The organism is Clostridium sp. (assembly GCF_029267215.1).
In the GTDB taxonomy this organism is placed as follows: Bacteria; Bacillota; Clostridia; order Clostridiales; family Clostridiaceae; genus Sarcina.
In genome coordinates this window covers 38,977-56,665 of the sequence record NZ_JARIDH010000068.1, presented here as the reverse complement: position 1 = coordinate 56,665, position 17,689 = coordinate 38,977, and the positions used below count along the sequence as shown (strand labels likewise).

Sequence of the window (17,689 nt, the reverse complement as noted above, 5' to 3'; positions counted from 1 at the left end):
AGGTTCTATTTTAATAGAGTGTTGATTTAAAACAGAACCAATTATTAAAAAGAAGCTTAATATAATTTGCTAAGCCTAATATAAAAAGCACTTATTTAAGGTGTATATGTACTATTTATATGACGGATTAAATTTAGCAACTTATAAAGCCTCTTAAAAATTATGTATAAAATATATTCTATAAAACTTTAATTATAACTATTTAACTACAAGTTCTGGATGAGTTGTAGCCCATTCATAATATGATGCATCATAGTTTTTAGCATTATATCCTAACATATTTAATATTAAAGCTAAATGTGCTGAACGTATTCCAGCAGTACAATAAGTAACAATTTTTTGATCCTTTGTTAATCCAGCATCTTTAAATATTTTATTTAGTTCTTTTTCTGATTTAATTGTTCCATCTTCATTGTAAACTTCATTAAATGGTAATGAAATTGCACCTTTTATATGTCCTCCAATAGCCTCTCCATATTTAGTTGCTCCATCATATTCATTCTTAGATCTTGCATCAACTATTTTATATTCACCCATATTTTTATATAATTCCTCAGTTGTAATTGTAGTATTTGAATTTATGCTTTCTATATTTAAATTCTTAGCTACTACTACAGGTACATCCTTAGTTGTTGGTAAGTCATCTTTACTCCAAAGATCATATCCTCCATCTAACATTTTTGAATTTATTCCAGCCGTTTTAAGTTCCCATGTTAATCTTCCATCTTCACCCCAGCCATCTTTATTTGCATATGTTACTACCTCTGTATCTTTGTCTATACCTAATGCACCTAATTTTTTACTTAATTCTTCTTTATTTAAGGCAACACCCCAACCTTTATCTCCAGCTTTACCTTTCATATTTGCTAAACTTTGCCAAGGAACATTAATAGCATTTGGTATATGTCCTTTTTTATAATCTTTTTCACTTCTTCCATCTAATATAACAACTTTTTTATTATCTAAATTCTCAGAAAGCCATTTTTCACTTACAAAGTAATCATTATTGTATATCTGGACTTTAGCTACCTCCTTACTATTCTTATCCTTATTATCACTACTACAACCTACTAAGGCTGCTCCAATAATAGTTATTGCACAAGTAGCAGCTAAAAACTTCTTGAAATTCATAAAAATCACTCCTTTTAATATCTCGTGTATATAACACACAATACTTTATTTTATAAATAAAGCTTGTATCAAAATAACTTTTTATAAAACTTACAAATAATATGAAAAGAATATCTAAATGAGCTTTAGAATTTAAATTATTACGTAGAAAATATCACCTTAAAAAGCTTAGATTGTTTGAAGCGTAGCAAGTTTCTAAGCTTTAGTGATATTTTCGAAGTAATGCTTATAATTTCTTAGCAAAATCTAGTAATTATAGAAATATATTTGTAAGTTTTATTATTGTATTTAGATACAGACTCTATATTTTTTAATATACTTAATTATATAAAAAAATTTTTAAAATATAAATTTTCTAAATACTATATCATGGTACTATAAATATAAGTATTAGTCATCTTTTTAAGTAAAAAAACAGATGGTACTTAAATACCACCTGATTTTTAAATATATATGAAATTATGATTACCCTTTAACTCCCCCAATATTTACTCCCTCAGTTAACTTTTTATGAACTAATGAGTAAATAACCATTGTTGGAATCATTACAATAACAAGTCCTGCAAAAAGTGCCCCCCAATCTGTAGCAAATTTTTGAACTTCCATTAGATTTTGTAATCCTACTGGCAAAGTCTTTTTCTTTGCATCTGTTATAAATGTCATAGCCATTGCATATTCATTCCAATAATTCATGAAGTTAAATATCATTATAGTAATTATGCCTGGTTTAGCTAATGGAACAACAATCTTAGTTAATATTTGAAGATTAGTACACCCATCTATCATCGCAGCCTCTTCATAATCCTTAGCAATTCCTTTCATAAATCCACTCATTATATATATTGAAAATGGTAAGCTTAAAACTGCGTAAACGAGAGCTAAGGAAAATAAATTATTTAATAAGTTCATTTTTTCTAATATTGTGAATAAAGGAACTATTATATATACTGGCTGAATAAATAATCCTGCCATAAATAAATTTTTTATTAAACTGCAACCCAAAAATTTTTGTCTAGCTAAAACATAGGATGCTGGCACACTTAAACATAAGGATAAAAGTAAAGCTATTATAGTCACTAAAATTGAATTAAAGAAGTAAGCTCCCATGTTAGCTTTTGTAAATGCAGTAATGTAGTTATTAAAACCAAAACTTTTTGGTAATGCCCATGGACTTGCATAGAATTCTTTAGTAGTCTTAAAAGAAGACATTATTGTCCACATTATTGGTACTATAACTAAAATAGTTGAACATATTAATATGATTCTTAATAATGTATTAGCCATTATCTTTTTTGTTTTATTTTCACTATCTAGCCCTACATTCTTTTTCTTTTTAGTTTCTAACATGCTATCTCACTCCTTTCTCTTTTAATCTTTTTAACCTTTTTTCTTCTCTTCTATCAGAATCACTTAATTTATTTATTATTAATGCGAGAATCATGGCAAAAGTAAATATAACTACTCCAACTGCCATAGCATATCCATATTGAGAGTTTGTAAATGCTTGTCTATACATATAAGTTAAAAGAACTTCTGATTTACCATTTGGTCCTCCCTTTGTCATTACAGTTACAAATATAAAACTTAAATTAAGTGCCCCTGTAATAAAGAAGGCAAATGTTACTCTAACTACATCCCATAAAAGTGGTAAGGTTACATATCTAAATTTTTGCCAAGCTGAAGCTCCTTCCAAATAACAAACTTCATAAAGAGAAGGTGATATTCCATCTAACCCAGCTATATAAATTACCATATAATAACCAACAGCTTGCCATACCATAGTTATAACTAATGCCCATAGAACTAACTTTGAATCTCCAAGCCATGCTAAATTAGCTAACTTATCTAGTCCTATCATTTCAAAAAATGCTTTAAGTATTCCTATTGATGGGTCATAAACATATGTAAATAAAACCCCTATAACAACCATTGATAATATATTTGGGAAAAATAATATAACTCTGTAGAAATTCTTTTCTTTTAATTTACTTTGAGTTATTACTACTGCTAAGAATAAAGAAAGGATTATTGTTATCGTTGGAAATAAAACCATTATAAAAAATGTATTACCAAAAGCTTCTTTAAAATATCTATCACCTAAAAGTGCCTTAAAATTATCTAATCCAACAAAGGAAGGTTCTCCTGATATTCCACTCCATTCATATAAAGACATCATAAAACCTTTTAAAATAGGATAGAGCATAAATATTGTAAATAATATAAGTGCAGGCAATACACACATAGCTAAAAATATTTTTCTTTTATTACTATTCAATAAATTTCACCTCCTATAATTTTAAAGAAGGAGAAATTTTAATCCTCCTTCTTTAATTTATTTTTTTTATTTATTATTCAACAACTTCCTTGGCAAGTGTTTGTGAATCAGCTTCTAGATTTTCAATCCACTTATCAACATTTAATTCCTTGTTTATTATGCTTCCTACAGGTCCAAATAAACTACCTTCTCTAAAGTCTAGCTTAGAATTAGTTGGTTTAAATGAAAGTGGTATTGGTTTAGCCCCTTCTTCAACAACCTTATAAGATTCATATCCTGATGCATTTAATGAAGATTTAGCTTTTTCAACTGATCCTTTAACAGGAACTACAGCCTTAGCTATTTCTGCGTTCTTTTTAACCATAGCATCTGTATATTGGAATGCTAAGAATTCTTTTGCTAATTCAACTTGATCTGACTTAGCTGGAATATACATTTGTTCTATTGTAGTGGTTACATATGGAGTGTCTCCCTCTTTAAATGATGGTGGAGCCATAAATCCAAACTCAAATCCTTCTGGTATAGCATCTTTCATTTCTTCCTCTAACCAACTACCACATGGTAAGAATAGGGCTTTTCCATTTAAAAATTCAACCTGAGCTTGAGTATGGCTCATACCAACTGTTCCATTAAGAACCATATCTTCATCAGCCATTCTTTGGAATACCTCCAATGCCTTCTTAACATTTGGATCTTTCCAAGCTCCTTCTTTATAATTAAATATGTTTTCAACTGCCTCTTCTCCCGCTGCACTAGCTAACATAGGGAATATTATAGCCTCATTATATCCTGGTGCTTGTCCTTGATAAGTATAAAGTGCTATTCCTTCTTCTTTTGCCTTCTTACCTAATTCAAAGAATTCATCCCAAGTTTTTGGAACATCCCATCCTTTTTCTTTAAATAAAGCTTTGTTATACCACATACCTGTAACATTATAGTAAAGCGGTGCTAAAAATACTTTTCCATCTCCATATGGAGTTGTAAGTGGTGTATCTAAAAATCCTGGTAATATTTTATCTTTTATTTTTTGACCTGGATTATCTTTATCTTCTCTCTCAAATATATCACTTAAATCTGCTAAAGCCTTATCTTTTATTAAGGCATTTGCTATACCTGATGGATCATTTGTGCTTAAGTATATAAAGTCTGGTGTATTGTCAGATGATAATTTAGGTCTTATAATATCACCAATTTTAGGATTAGCTTCCATCTTAACTTCAACATCTGGATGTTCAGCTTCAAAAGCCTCTATACAAGCTTCCCAATACTCTTTTCCAAATCCACCTTCAAAAACTGCAATTTCTAAAACTTTTTTATCTCCTGAAGATTCCTTTTCTCCACTTGATTCTTCTGTACTTGGTTTTTTATCAGTTTCACCTTTATCTGATGAGCCCCCACATCCAACGAAAATTGATGATGCAATTACTGTTGCACAAGCAACTGATAGTAATTTTACTAATTTTCTCTTCATACTCTTTCCTCCAATACCCTTTATTTTTTGTAAACTTTTTCCTTATACTTCTATATTACTTTTAATAAGTATTTTTTTGAATATAAGGTTTTTACCAAAACATGTAATATTTTTACTTATCTCTAAATTAATTTCATAGTATCACATCCCTTTTTTTACTAAAAAATATAATATTTTTCAAATATATTTTTTCTAAAGACTAGTTTTAAACTAATGTTAATTTTAAATATAACTTTTTTAATATCTTAATAAGTAAATCTGAAAGAATATCTAAAATTAACACTCTATAAAAAAGAGCTTTTCTAAAAAACTCTTTTTTAAAAACTTTGTGATTAAACAAAAGTTTTATTATTATATTCTTTCTTAAACTTTGAAGGACTAACTCCACAAAACTTTTTAAACACTCTATTAAAATAAAATTGGTCACTAATACCTACCCTATTAGCCACCTCTTTTACTAAATTATCTGGATCTTTAAGAAGTTCTTTTGCCTTTTTCATTTTAGCTTCATTTATAAAATAAATAAGATTTTTTCCTGTTTCATTTTTAAAGATTCTACTCAAATAACTTTCATTTAAGTTTACAGAAGTTGCTACCATTTCTAAAGTTATTTTCTTATCTATATTTTCCTCTATAAAATTTATTATTTTATTAACTTCTTTTTTATAATTATTTTCTCTACTTTTTATATATCTTCTATTTACATATTCAATATAATCTAAAGCGTTAATAACTAACTCACTCTTATTTTCACTTTTTAAGATCTTATCTTTTAAAAATTTAAATTCACTTAATTCCTCCTCATGAACATATTCTAAATTCTCTATAATCTCACAAATAAAATAAACATGACTTATTAAATCCTTAGGTCTTACATTTAGCACATCACATCTTCTAACAAATTCTTCTATTAAATATTTATTTGCTGAAATTTCTCCATCTTCTATGTTTTCCTCAACAACATCTATAATTTCTTTTCTTAATTTTATTGCATCATTAAATCCAGAAAAATCTTCCCTAGAAATAAAAAGATTTTCTCTCTCATAAAATCTTAAACTAAGTATTTCCTCAAATTTTTTAAACTCCTCTTTTAATGTAGTTAAATTAAATATTTCTCCAGACATTACAACACTTGCTGTTATGTTTAAATAAAACTTTATTAAATTTTGTATATTTAAACTCTTTATTTTAATTTCATTTTTATTTAAATTAGATATTACAATATATTTGTGATTGTTTATTGGTATGAAGTTAAATTTATTTAAATTAAATTCCTCTCTAATTATATTTTCAATAGCAGTAACCATTTTGTTTTTATCTTTTATTTTTTCATTGTAAATTTTCTTATGATTGTCTATACATATGCAAAAACAATTAAATACTTCCTCTTTTTCTATGAAATAAGTCTTTTCATCTAATTTACTTACTACCTCATCCTGCTCTATTTCATCCTTAAGATATTCTCTTATCAATGAAATATTATCTATTTTTTTACTCTTTATGAATTCATTTTTAAAAAATTCCTTTTCCTTCTCATTCTTTTTTATTTCATTTAAATTTTCAGCAAACTTATCTATTATTTCCTCAAGTTCCTTAGGTCTTAAAGTAACTTTTAGCAAATAGTCTGATGCTCCTTTTTTCATAGCTTCTCTTACAAGTTCATATTCTCCATGATTGCTTAAAACTAGTATTTTTCCTTTAAACCCTCTATTTTTAAGTATTTCTATTAATTCAATTCCATCTAAACCTTTCATTTTTAAGTCAGTTATAATTAAATCAGCACCCTTTTTCTCTAATATTTCTAAAACTTCCTTACCATCCTTAGCTAATCCAACTATATTGAAATTATGTTTTTTCCAGTTTATTATATTTTGCATAGCGATTCTAATAATTTTCTCATCATCAGCAATAATAAGTTTAAACATAAAATCCCCCCTAAACTCCCTTTGGAATTAATATCTTAACAGTTGTTCCTTTCCCAATTTCACTTTTTATTGTTGCACCATAATTATTCCCAAAAGTTAACTTTATTCTCTCGTCAACATTGTTCCACCCAACACCTGATAACTTATTTTCCCTAACTTTTTCTTCACTATTAAATCCCTTTCCATTATCAATTACATAAATAAGAACATCTTCTCCTTTTTCTTGAACTCTAATAATTATTTTTTGGTTCTCCTTATTTTCATCAATACCATGTATTATTGCATTTTCAACTATTGGCTGGAGCATGAATTTAATAACCTTATTTTTTTTAAGATCTTCTTCCACCTCATAAATAAGATCAAAAGAATTTCCATATCTTATTTTTTGTATAACAACATAATTCTTTATATTTTCAAGCTCCTCATCTATGGTAATAAGCTCTTTTTTATGAATAATTGTATTTCTTAAAAGTTCAGCTAAGGAGCTTAATCCCTCACTTACTGTGTAATCTTGATTCATAATAGCTGTCCACTTCAATGAATTTAATGTATTGAATAAAAAATGAGGATTTATCTGTGCTTGAAGCATTCTTATTTCTAACTCTCTTTTCTCCTCTTCTTGTAATTTAGTTTTATCAAGAAGTTTCTTTATTCTTAAGGTCATTAAATCAAAATTATTAGAAATAATACCTATTTCATCATTGTATTCATCACACTCTTCCACAGTTAAATCTCCTTTTGAAACTCTCTTAACCTTATTCATAAGCTTATAAAGTGGAATATTTATACTTATGTATAAAAAATATGAAAATATCAAAACTATTACTACTACCAAAGAAACTACTATTATCATTTCTCTTTTTAAGCTCTGAATATCTGAATTTATAAATTCATGAGGAGTTATTGATGTTATATACCACTCAAAATCTTTTAATTTCTTATATACAACCATATATCTTTTATTATTTATAAATACCTCTTCATTAGATCCTCTTAATTCCTTATTAGTTAAAAACTTATTAATATTTTTCTCTCTTAATATAAAATCACTATGAAAATTATTTTGAGAAATAATTACCTTATTATTTTCATCAATTATAAAACTCTCTGTCCCCTCTCCCATATTGAGAATAGAAAATGAATTTTTAAAAACCTCATTTTTTATTGCCATAAAAACATACCCAACCAAATTCCCATTATGTCTTATAGGATTAGCAATACAAATATGGCTTTCATCATTCAAAATACTAGAAAACCACTTTAATTTAATTTCAGCTTTTCTTGCATGATTTTCTATTTCATCCCTTTTAAAATACTTAAACCCCTGCATATAAACAACCTCATAATCTTTAGAGATTATTTCAACTTCTGCAAGATTAGGAAGTAAAGATAACTTTTTCGATAAATAATTATTCATATATTTTATAAATTCAGTTTTTTCTTTTATATTCGTAAACTTATAATTAATTAAATATTCTATTATATTCTCATCCAAACTAAGCTCTACTGATGCTCGTTCCAAAAATTCTTTGTTTTTATAAATATCTTCTCCTACTATAGAAAGCATCTGCTCTGAATAGCTCATAGCCTTTATTTTTAATGCACTAGTAGCTTTTCCATAAAGTAAAACTCCAAGAATACTACTACATAAAATTATTCCAATAGAAAAAGAAAGAATTAATCTACTCTTTAAAGAAAATTTCCTAAGGAAACCTGAAATACTTATTAAAGATTTCTTTAACTTGTTTAATATATTCCCCACCCCTCTTACATTAAATGTATTTTTTGTTAATATTTTATCACAACTTAACCTTGCTATGAATTTTATATATTCCATATTATGTAAAACTTTCTCTAATATTTTGTAAACAAAAAAGACCTATGATGAAAATTTCATCATAAGTCTCATATATAAAGGAATTAAAAGGAAAAGCTTATGAAAATTTATTTAATATCTAACCATTTAATTTCCATCGGCTTTAAAGTTAGAGTTTCAACTTTAACACCATTTATATAAACATCTGTAACCTTTTCTTCCTGAGTATTATTTATTATAGCCATTTTTCCAACTTCTAAAAATGCTGCACACTCAGTATCAACATTAGTTACATAGAATTTTTTCATTGCCTCTTCTTTATTTGCTGCCCAATAAATTGCTCTTAATAAAATTCTACAATTCTCTGGTGTATATGGAAATCCTGAAAAATAAACACTTCTTCCTTTTCCATATGTGTTTACAGCACAGGTTGTATCTCCTCTAAAATTATTTTTTATACAATGCTCATTACCAAAATTCATTCTTAAAATTTGATAATTTTCTCCCTTTCCATAAACTCCTTTTACCTCTTCACCAAAATCTATTGGTCTATCATAAATCTCCTCAGTTATAAAATGATTCGGATTTAATTCATTATATTTTCTTGTACTTAAACTAAATCCAACTTCCTTATCTACTCCTAAAACATCTGCTAACTGGAAAAACTTATTTTCATGATGAATAGCTGATGGCTCTCCAACACCTATAAATCCCCCTCCATTATTAACCCATTCTCTTATCATAGAAACTAACTTAGGATTTTTCCAATACTCTCCACCACTCCAAGCAGTATAGGCATCTCCTGCATTTATAATTACTCCAATATCTTTAGAAATTCCATTTTCTAATATATCATCAAAACTTATAAATTCTACATCTACAGGCATTCCACTTAAACATTCAACTATCCCTGCATATGAATAAATCTCTTTATACCATAGGGCGTGGGCTACTTGATGGGTTTGCCAACTTCTTAATTTTCCCCAAGAATTTAACACAGCTACCTTAAAAGGAGCAACATAGGCCTTAGTTCCTTTTATTATTTCATGTATATTTCTAAATTCATCACAAATTTTTTCTACTTGATTCACAAACTCTGGAAATTTAACTGCAAGCCCTAAATATCCACCATATCCTATTCTATCTAATGGACTTCTTAAAATGGCTCTTCTTGCCTGTAACCAATTTTCTCTAGCTTCCCCCACAGGATCACCAGTTTCATTAAATACATCTGGGAAGAAATAAGGTAAAAATCTTCCTTCTGTATATTTTACTCCTTTAATATCAGATATCATTCTCATAGTTGTTCCATTTCCTACAGAACCAACTACTGCATCTAATCCAATACTTTCAAAATACTTTCCATAAGGCTCTGTTCCAATCCAATTGTCACCTAAAAACATCATAGCTTCTTTTCCATTCTCATGACATAAATCAACTAATTCCTTAGCCATTTTTGAAACATGCTTACATTGGAAATCTATATAATCTTTATACTCTTTTGTTGGCACTCTAAATGTTGAATTATAATACCCTGAATCAACAATATCCTCAGGTCTTAATCTATATCCCTTTTCTTCTTCAAACTGCTCTAAAGCAAGTGGACTTACAGAAGAACTATATCCAAACCAATCAACAAACTTTTCCTTTGCTACTTCATTAAAACACAAAGTAAAATGATAGAAGAATGTCGTGAATCTAACAACATCAACCTCAGGATTTTCATCAATCCATTTTTTTAATGCCTCTTTAACATGAATACTAGTCTTGGCTTGTCTACAATCATAAGGCATTTCATGAGGTTTATCTCCCCAATCATTAGTTATATGATTATACATTTGAGTTGGATCCCAAATCATATAAACTAAGAAACTTACTGTATACTCATTAAAAGGGGTTGCCTCTTCTAAACTTAAAATTTCTCTTTCTTTATCAAAACTCCAATTTTCAACTGGTACAACTTCTCCTGTTGTTCTATTTATAACTTCCCACCATTTTTTTTCATCATGAACTTTATCTATTTCAAACTGCTCTTTATAATAACCAGCTAATATTTTAATTTCAACATTATTCCCCTTGGCAATAACAGGTTCACTCATTAAATAAAGTTGTTGTAATTCATCCTTATTATTTCTTGCCCAATCTTGGTCACTTCTAACTGTTAAGTATGTAGAATATAACTTAACTCCTAAATCAACTATATCCTTAGAAAGCTTTGTTCCATCACAATCTCTTAAAGCATCTGCCCCCCATTTATCTATGATGCTTTTTATTTCATCTTTCATATTAGAATCAGTTGGTATGGTTACTCTTCCCTTTAAATCTCCCATAATACTCCTCCATCATAAACCTTGTAAAAAAATCTATAATTTTCTTTAATTATTTTAATAATAACTTTAATTTTTATATAAGCATTTATCCTTTTTATTACAATTAAATCTTAACATCTATTCATTAAGGTTTACATGCAATTTATTTACTTAATCATTTAAAATTTTGAGTATATTTATACTAAAAAAAATAAAAACCTAAACAAACTATTAATTTCTATCTAAATGAAGATGAATAAAATAAAGTAGCTATTACACTAACTATTAAATATTCTATATTTCTATCTAAATAATTACTTTAAAATATTTCATCAAAAAAATTTAAAGGATCTATATCCAAAAATGATATAAATCCTTTAAACTTCTAACTTTATAAATTATTATGTGTTTTTTAAAATCAACACTGGTTTAAAACAGAATCTAAAATTAAAGATTTAATAACTTAGCAGTTACATCTTCTATTGAATTTAACTCAGCATCTAATTTAGCTATTTCTTCCTTAGCTGTTGGCATAAGGTTTAAAAGAATAAGTCCTGAAGTTGAACATGTATTTTCTGTTGCTTCGTGAAGACCTAATCTAGTATGAATTATGCATCCATATCTAGTTAAAATTTCTTGAACCTTAGGTGCAGCCTTAGTTCTTGGTGATATTTTTATTGCCATTAATGTGTACATTCTAACCCCTCCAAAATTATATAAATTTAATACTATATTTATATTAGCATATAATGTTAACCTTTTCTTATTTATTGTATTAATTATTATTTACCAAATAAACCTATATTATACCATAATACTTTATTTAAAGGATTTTAAGTAGCAAATTAAAATTATTTCAAAAATATTTATTTCAATATCATAAATTAATCTTTTGCCTGGAAGTTTCTTAATATTCTTAGGATCTATGCTTAAATTTTTTAATGCTGGTGATATGATTAATGGTTTTGATGAAAATAAACATGATAAAATTAAAGTTTCAAAAATTCTTGGATGTGATTATTTAACCTCCGGTTTAATTATCATATTCCTTGCTTTAATTAGCCTCTTTGTAGATTCAAAACTCTATACCTTAATAACCATTCTTCAAGTATGTGTAATTATTATTGGACTTTTATTATCAATATTTCATTTCTCTAAAAGATGTAATAAAAATAACTAACTTTATATTTATATAGCTAAATAATAGGGTTTTATTATTGTATAATATTTATATATAAGATAATAAATTTAAGCTCTATTTTAAACTGATATTTGTTTAAATAGAATTGAAAGACCATCTTAATACGCAATCTGGACTTTCATTGAATATGGAAGATTAAAGCATTAAAAGGATTTTCCTATTCAAAGTGAAGCAAGTTTAAAATCCTTATATATTATTCTGTAATATTCAATAGAATTTCTCCACTAAATTAAGTATTTCTTAAAATCTAGATAAAATAAATACTCACTTAAAGAAAGCTAAAATTAAAGAGGTGTTTTTATGAGTAACTTTTTTAAACATACATTAGAAACTCATACTTCTCAAAGTATGAGTAAAATAACATCATATATAAAAGAAGATATAAAACAAAGTGATGTTAAAGAAGGCTTAGCTATTATTTACTGTCCTCATACAACAGCAGGAATCACAATCAACGAAAATGCAGATCCAGATGTGGTTAAAGATCTTTTATATGGCTTTGAAAAAGCCTATCCTACTTTTGATTCAAAATATAGACATTTTGAAGGAAACTCTCCTTCTCACTTAAAAAGCTCTACAATTGGTGTTTCTAACCAACTAATAATACATAGAGGTAGACTTGTACTTGGTCAATGGCAAGATGTGTACTTCTGTGATTTTGATGGCCCTAGAAATAGAACATTTTATGTTAAAATAATTGAATGCTAAACATCATTTTTATCATAAATTTTATATTTTAGACAATTTAACCCTCTTTTAGTATAATCATTATGACAAATTATTCTAAAAGGGGGATTTTAAATGAACTTTAGAAAAATAATAATTCCAACTACATTAGCTTTAGGGATTGTTTCTACAAGCCTTACTTTTTCTACTAATGTTTATGCAACTGATTTTTCTAATTCAACTGAAACTTCAAGTTTAAGCCTATCAAAAACTACTAAATGGAACAAAGTAAATGGAATTTGGTATTTTTATAAAGATGGAATTAAACAAACAGGTTGGATTAATGATAATGGTACTTGGTACTACTTCAATAACAAAGGTGAAATGCAGACTGGTTGGTTTAAAGATGGGTATGACTGGTATTATGCTAATTCAAATGGTGTTATGCAAACTGGGTGGTTAAAGCTTAATAACACTTACTACTTTTTAAAGAGTAATGGTGTACTTGCTACTGGCTGGTTTAATGATGGTTATGATTGGTACTACTCTAATTCAAATGGTATTATGCAAACTGGGTGGTTAAATCTTAATAACACTTACTATTTTTTAAAGAGTAATGGTGTGCTTGCTACTGGCTGGTTTAATGATGGTTATGATTGGTACTACTCTAATTCAAATGGAGAAATGCAAACCGGGTGGCTAAAGCTTAATAATACATACTACTTTTTAAAGAATAGTGGTGTGCTTGCTACTGGCTGGTTTAATGATAGTTATGATTGGTACTATTCTAATTCAAATGGTGAAATGCAAACTGGTTGGTTAGACCTTAATAATACTTGGTACTTCTTAAAAAGTAATGGGGTTATGCAAACAAATTGGTTTAAATACAGATATGACTGGTACTATACTGGTAGCAATGGTGCAATGAGAACTGGGTGGTTTAAAGATGGGTATGACTGGTATTATGCTAATTCAAATGGTGTTATGCAAACTGGATGGCTAAAAGATAGTGGTAATTGGTACTATTTAAATAACTCAGGTGCTATGGTAACTAATTCAAAAATTGATGGTTGGAATATTGATTACAATGGAGTGGCAACTCATATAGTGGAAAAACCATCCATAGTATATGTAACTCCAAATGGGAAAAGCTATCATAAAACTAAAGACTGTGTAACTTTGAAAAAAAGTAGAATAATAAATTCAGTAAGTCTTGATGAAGCAATAGCAGAAGGAAAAACTGACCCTTGTAATATTTGTTGCAGATAATATATATTTTTGCCTTAATAATTATTTTAAATGGCTAGGAAAAATAATTCCTAGCCATTACTTTTAAAGACACTCAAAATTTTCATTTATTTATGTATAATTTAATAACTTTTAATTTTCTCTATAATGCTGCTTTTTACGCTTTCTAAAGGAAATAAACTCCCTGGACAAAGTGTATCTGTTACATCTCTATGAGGAATTATATCTTTTATTGGATACTTTAAACTAAGATAAGTTGATAAATTTATAAGTGAAATTTTCTGTGCTTCATTTAGACCATTTTTCTCAAAGTTGCCTTCAACACATATTCCTAAAGTATTATAATTCCCTCCCTTAGCATGAGAGCCTATTACATTTTCTGGTCTTCCCCTATATATTGTCCCGTCTTTTCTTATATAAAAATGATATCCAATTCCACTCCATCCCCTATTTAAATGCATCTTATGAATTTCCTCAGGACTTTCAGGCCTATTTGTAGCAGAGTGATGTATAACTAATTTTTTAGGATGATTTCCTTCTTTTAAACCTTCTCCCCATTTATAATCTACTTCATGTATGTCTAACTCTTTTTCAAAAGTTTCAAGTTGACTCTTTGAAACTTTGCTATCAAACATTTCTCTATAGCTCTCCTCTTTTGAAAAGGAAGAGTACACAAAGTATCCAAGCATTGTAATTAAAATAAAAGATATTAAAAATATATTTCTTATTTTTTTATTTTTTCTCTTTCCATAAATTTTTTCTCCCATAATTAGCCCTCACTTATTTTCTTGTAAATATATTACCTATTTATTATTTTTAATTAAACTCTCTTTTAAACCTATGTTCATTTTAGCTAGAACTTTTGTCCCTGATTATTTAAGTCCAATTAAAATTAAAATTTGCTAATGTTTATCTTATATATAGCTTTTTCCCTATTAAAATAAAGTCTTCAATCAATCTATCTAATAATTTGTATTTAGTTAATTTTAATCTATTTAATTTAAATTATAACTTAAATTTTTTATTAATAAATTACATAGCTCTTACTATTATCTTAATTTAAAAGAATATTTAAAAAATTAATAATTAAATCTTAATTTCACTAATATTATGTATAGATGTAGTTTTAGAAAAGGAGGATTAATAATATTGAATAGGTTGTATAGAGATATGGCTGTAATAAAAAAACGACTATCTTTTATTTTAGCTTTTATTTTAATTATGTTTTTTATACTAAGTCTTAGGTTATCTTATGTAATGATAGTTAAAGGACCAGAATATGCTTCCTTAGCTGTTGAACAGTGGACAAACGAAGTTAAAATATCAGCTAGAAGAGGAAAAATTCTTGATAGAGATTTAAATGAACTGGCTGTAAGTTCAAATGTTTATAGAGTTGACTTTAACTTAAATGCAATAAGATCTTATACTAAGAAAACTGGTAAAACTAATGATGAACTAGCTTTAGAAATAAGTAAGGCTTTAGAAATGGATAAGGATACTATTCTTAAGAAAATAGAATTTAAACTTCCTTCTGGTGCACCAGCTGGAGCCTCTATTGTTGCTAGACGAATAGAAAAAGAAAAAGCTGACAAAGTTAAAGAATTAGAAGTTCCTGGTGTTATGGTATCACCTGATACTCAGAGATATTATCTTAATGATAATTTTCTATCCCATGTACTTGGTACAACAAACTCAGATGGTGTTGGTCTTAATGGAATAGAATTAAAATATGATAAAGTCTTAGCTGGTACTCCTGGCTTAAAAATAACAGAGATGGTTAAGGAAGGTGCTGAATATCCTTATACCATTTCAAAATTCACTGAACCTATTGATGGAAAGGATGTAATACTTACAATAGATGAAAAACTTCAGTATTTTGCTGAGCAAATAGCTGAGATTGGCATGGTTCATCACAATGCTGACGCATCCTCTGTTATAATAATGAATCCTAATAATGGAGAAATATTAGCAATGGCTAATAAGCCAGACTTTAATCCAAATAAACCTTATGATGGTGCTGAAAATTTTGTAGGTAACACTTCTTCAGATAGAATTCAAAAAATGTGGAGAAATAGAGCTGTATCAGACTCCTTTGAACCTGGATCTATATTTAAAATTATAACTGCCTCTGCTGCCGTTGAAGAGGGACTAGCAGGGAAAGATGAGACTTATAGTTGTAGTGGAGGTCTTCAAAAAGGTGATAGATATATTAAATGTTGGAAAAAAGGAGGTCATGGCTCTCAGACCTTTGAAGAAATAATTCAAAATTCATGTAACGTTGGATTTATGCATCTTGGTGAAAAACTTGGTGCTGAAAAACTTAATGAATATATAAAAAAATTTGGTCTTGGAAGAAAATCTGGGGTTGATTTACCTGGTGAATCTCCTGGAATTGTGAAAAAGACTGAAAATATAACAGATATGGACCTTGCTACTATTTCCTTTGGTCAAACAAACACAGTTAACCCAATTCAATTTATGACCTCTGTTAACGCAGTTGCAAATGGTGGAACATTAATCCAACCACATGTAGTCAAAGAAATAAGTCATATAAATGAAAATAATGAAAGAGTAATTGATGAAAGTTTTGTTCCAAGGAAAACAGAAGGATTAATAAGCAAAGAAACTACTACTAAAATAAATAAAGCCTTAGAAAACGCTGTTAAAAATGGTTCTGCAAAAGGGGCCTATAAAGATGGATTTGGTGTAGCAGGAAAAACAGGTACAGCCCAAAAAGTTAATCCTGAAACTGGTACTTATGGTGGTGGATATGTTGCTTCTTTCGTTGGATTTGCCCCATATGACAATCCTCAAATATCAGTGATGGTATCAGTTGATAATCCTAAAAATGGAGAATATTATGGAGGTAGAGTTGCTGCCCCATTAGCTGGAATGTTATTTCAAAATATATTTAACTATATAGATTTGAAAGAATTTAATTTAGATGAAAAACTTCCTGAAAATGAAAAAATAATAATACCTGAAATTCGTGGATTACCTATAAATGATGCTACTAAAATACTAAAAGATTTAGGAATATCTTATGAAATTGAAGGAGATGGAGATTTTATAATAGATAGTAGTCCAGCTCCATCTTATAAAATAGACTTAGATAGTAAGGTTACTCTTATCTCAGGCCATAGTTCAAACTTAGATAGTGATGTTATTGTACCTGATTTCACAAATCACTCTAAAGAATCAGCTGAAAAACTTCTTAACCAATTAGGTTTAAAAGGTGAATTTGAAGGATATGGCCCTTCAATAATTAAACAAAGTATTTCACCTAATGAAGTTGTGGATGGGAATTCATTAATAAAATTTACCTTAGGATATTAAAGATTTGATAATGTAAAATGTATACATTACTCATTTATATAATAAATTGTAAGTAAAATCTTTTTAATTACAAAATATATATGTAAATATTATTATTATCAAATTTCTTTTATTTGACAATAAGCTAAAAAAATATTATAAATAAATTGTAAACATTATTAACTTTTTAAAAATTGTTTAATACTTAAATGGCTTTCCTAAATTAGCCTTTACTACATCTAAACTTTTTCCTTTGCTATTTTAAGTATTAAACATTATTCCTTAAAATAGAGAGTACAACGGAAGTACTCTCTTTTTTTCATAATATACTT

The 17,689-nt window shown here is 27.7% G+C and carries 12 protein-coding genes; 3 read left to right on the top strand and 9 right to left on the bottom strand.

The window, feature by feature from the left end:
- Window positions 1-198: 198 nt before the first annotated feature.
- The 8 genes from Q1K13_RS11465 to Q1K13_RS11430 form a co-directional block, all read right to left on the bottom strand.
- Entirely contained in the window at window positions 199-1,131 is a 933-nt protein-coding gene (locus Q1K13_RS11465) for a sulfurtransferase (RefSeq protein ID WP_300350967.1), read from the bottom strand.
- Between the two features lie 465 nt (window positions 1,132-1,596).
- Complete coding sequence (locus Q1K13_RS11460; RefSeq protein WP_300350964.1) at window positions 1,597-2,478, bottom strand: carbohydrate ABC transporter permease; 882 nt, start codon at window positions 2,476-2,478, stop codon at window positions 1,597-1,599.
- Window position 2,479: 1 nt separating this feature from the next.
- Complete coding sequence (locus Q1K13_RS11455) at window positions 2,480-3,406, bottom strand: carbohydrate ABC transporter permease (RefSeq protein WP_300350962.1); 927 nt, start codon at window positions 3,404-3,406, stop codon at window positions 2,480-2,482.
- A 73-nt stretch (window positions 3,407-3,479) separates the two neighbouring features.
- Complete coding sequence (locus Q1K13_RS11450) at window positions 3,480-4,877, bottom strand: carbohydrate ABC transporter substrate-binding protein (RefSeq protein WP_300350960.1); 1,398 nt, start codon at window positions 4,875-4,877, stop codon at window positions 3,480-3,482.
- A 332-nt stretch (window positions 4,878-5,209) separates the two neighbouring features.
- Window positions 5,210-6,802 carry a response regulator transcription factor gene (locus tag Q1K13_RS11445; protein ID WP_300350958.1) on the bottom strand — a complete coding sequence of 531 codons (1,593 nt, stop codon included), beginning with the start codon at window positions 6,800-6,802 and terminating at the stop codon, window positions 5,210-5,212.
- Between the two features lie 10 nt (window positions 6,803-6,812).
- On the bottom strand, window positions 6,813-8,639 hold the full coding sequence (locus Q1K13_RS11440) for a sensor histidine kinase (RefSeq protein ID WP_300350956.1): 1,827 nt from the start codon (window positions 8,637-8,639) through the stop codon (window positions 6,813-6,815).
- Window positions 8,640-8,746: 107 nt separating this feature from the next.
- On the bottom strand, window positions 8,747-10,948 hold the full coding sequence (gene gnpA, locus Q1K13_RS11435) for a 1,3-beta-galactosyl-N-acetylhexosamine phosphorylase (RefSeq protein ID WP_300350955.1): 2,202 nt from the start codon (window positions 10,946-10,948) through the stop codon (window positions 8,747-8,749).
- Between the two features lie 426 nt (window positions 10,949-11,374).
- Window positions 11,375-11,623 (bottom strand): CPF_0552 family protein, encoded by a 249-nt coding sequence (locus tag Q1K13_RS11430; RefSeq protein ID WP_300350953.1) that lies wholly within the window; start codon window positions 11,621-11,623, stop codon window positions 11,375-11,377.
- 805 nt (window positions 11,624-12,428) lie between these two features.
- Between Q1K13_RS11430 and Q1K13_RS11425 the strand changes: the two genes are divergently transcribed.
- Both Q1K13_RS11425 and Q1K13_RS11420 read left to right on the top strand, forming a co-directional pair.
- Window positions 12,429-12,836, top strand: a complete 408-nt coding sequence (locus Q1K13_RS11425) for a secondary thiamine-phosphate synthase enzyme YjbQ (RefSeq protein WP_300350951.1) — start codon at window positions 12,429-12,431, stop codon at window positions 12,834-12,836.
- Window positions 12,837-12,929: 93 nt separating this feature from the next.
- Window positions 12,930-14,063 (top strand): cell wall-binding repeat-containing protein, encoded by a 1,134-nt coding sequence (locus Q1K13_RS11420; protein WP_300350948.1) that lies wholly within the window; start codon window positions 12,930-12,932, stop codon window positions 14,061-14,063.
- A 101-nt stretch (window positions 14,064-14,164) separates the two neighbouring features.
- On the opposite strand, the gene Q1K13_RS11415 is transcribed toward Q1K13_RS11420, so the two are convergent.
- On the bottom strand, window positions 14,165-14,809 hold the full coding sequence (locus tag Q1K13_RS11415) for a peptidoglycan recognition protein family protein (RefSeq protein WP_300350945.1): 645 nt from the start codon (window positions 14,807-14,809) through the stop codon (window positions 14,165-14,167).
- Between the two features lie 382 nt (window positions 14,810-15,191).
- On the opposite strand from Q1K13_RS11415, the gene Q1K13_RS11410 reads away from it, so the two are divergent.
- Window positions 15,192-17,378 (top strand): stage V sporulation protein D, encoded by a 2,187-nt coding sequence (locus Q1K13_RS11410; protein WP_300350943.1) that lies wholly within the window; start codon window positions 15,192-15,194, stop codon window positions 17,376-17,378.
- The last annotated feature ends 311 nt before the right edge of the window (window positions 17,379-17,689 follow it).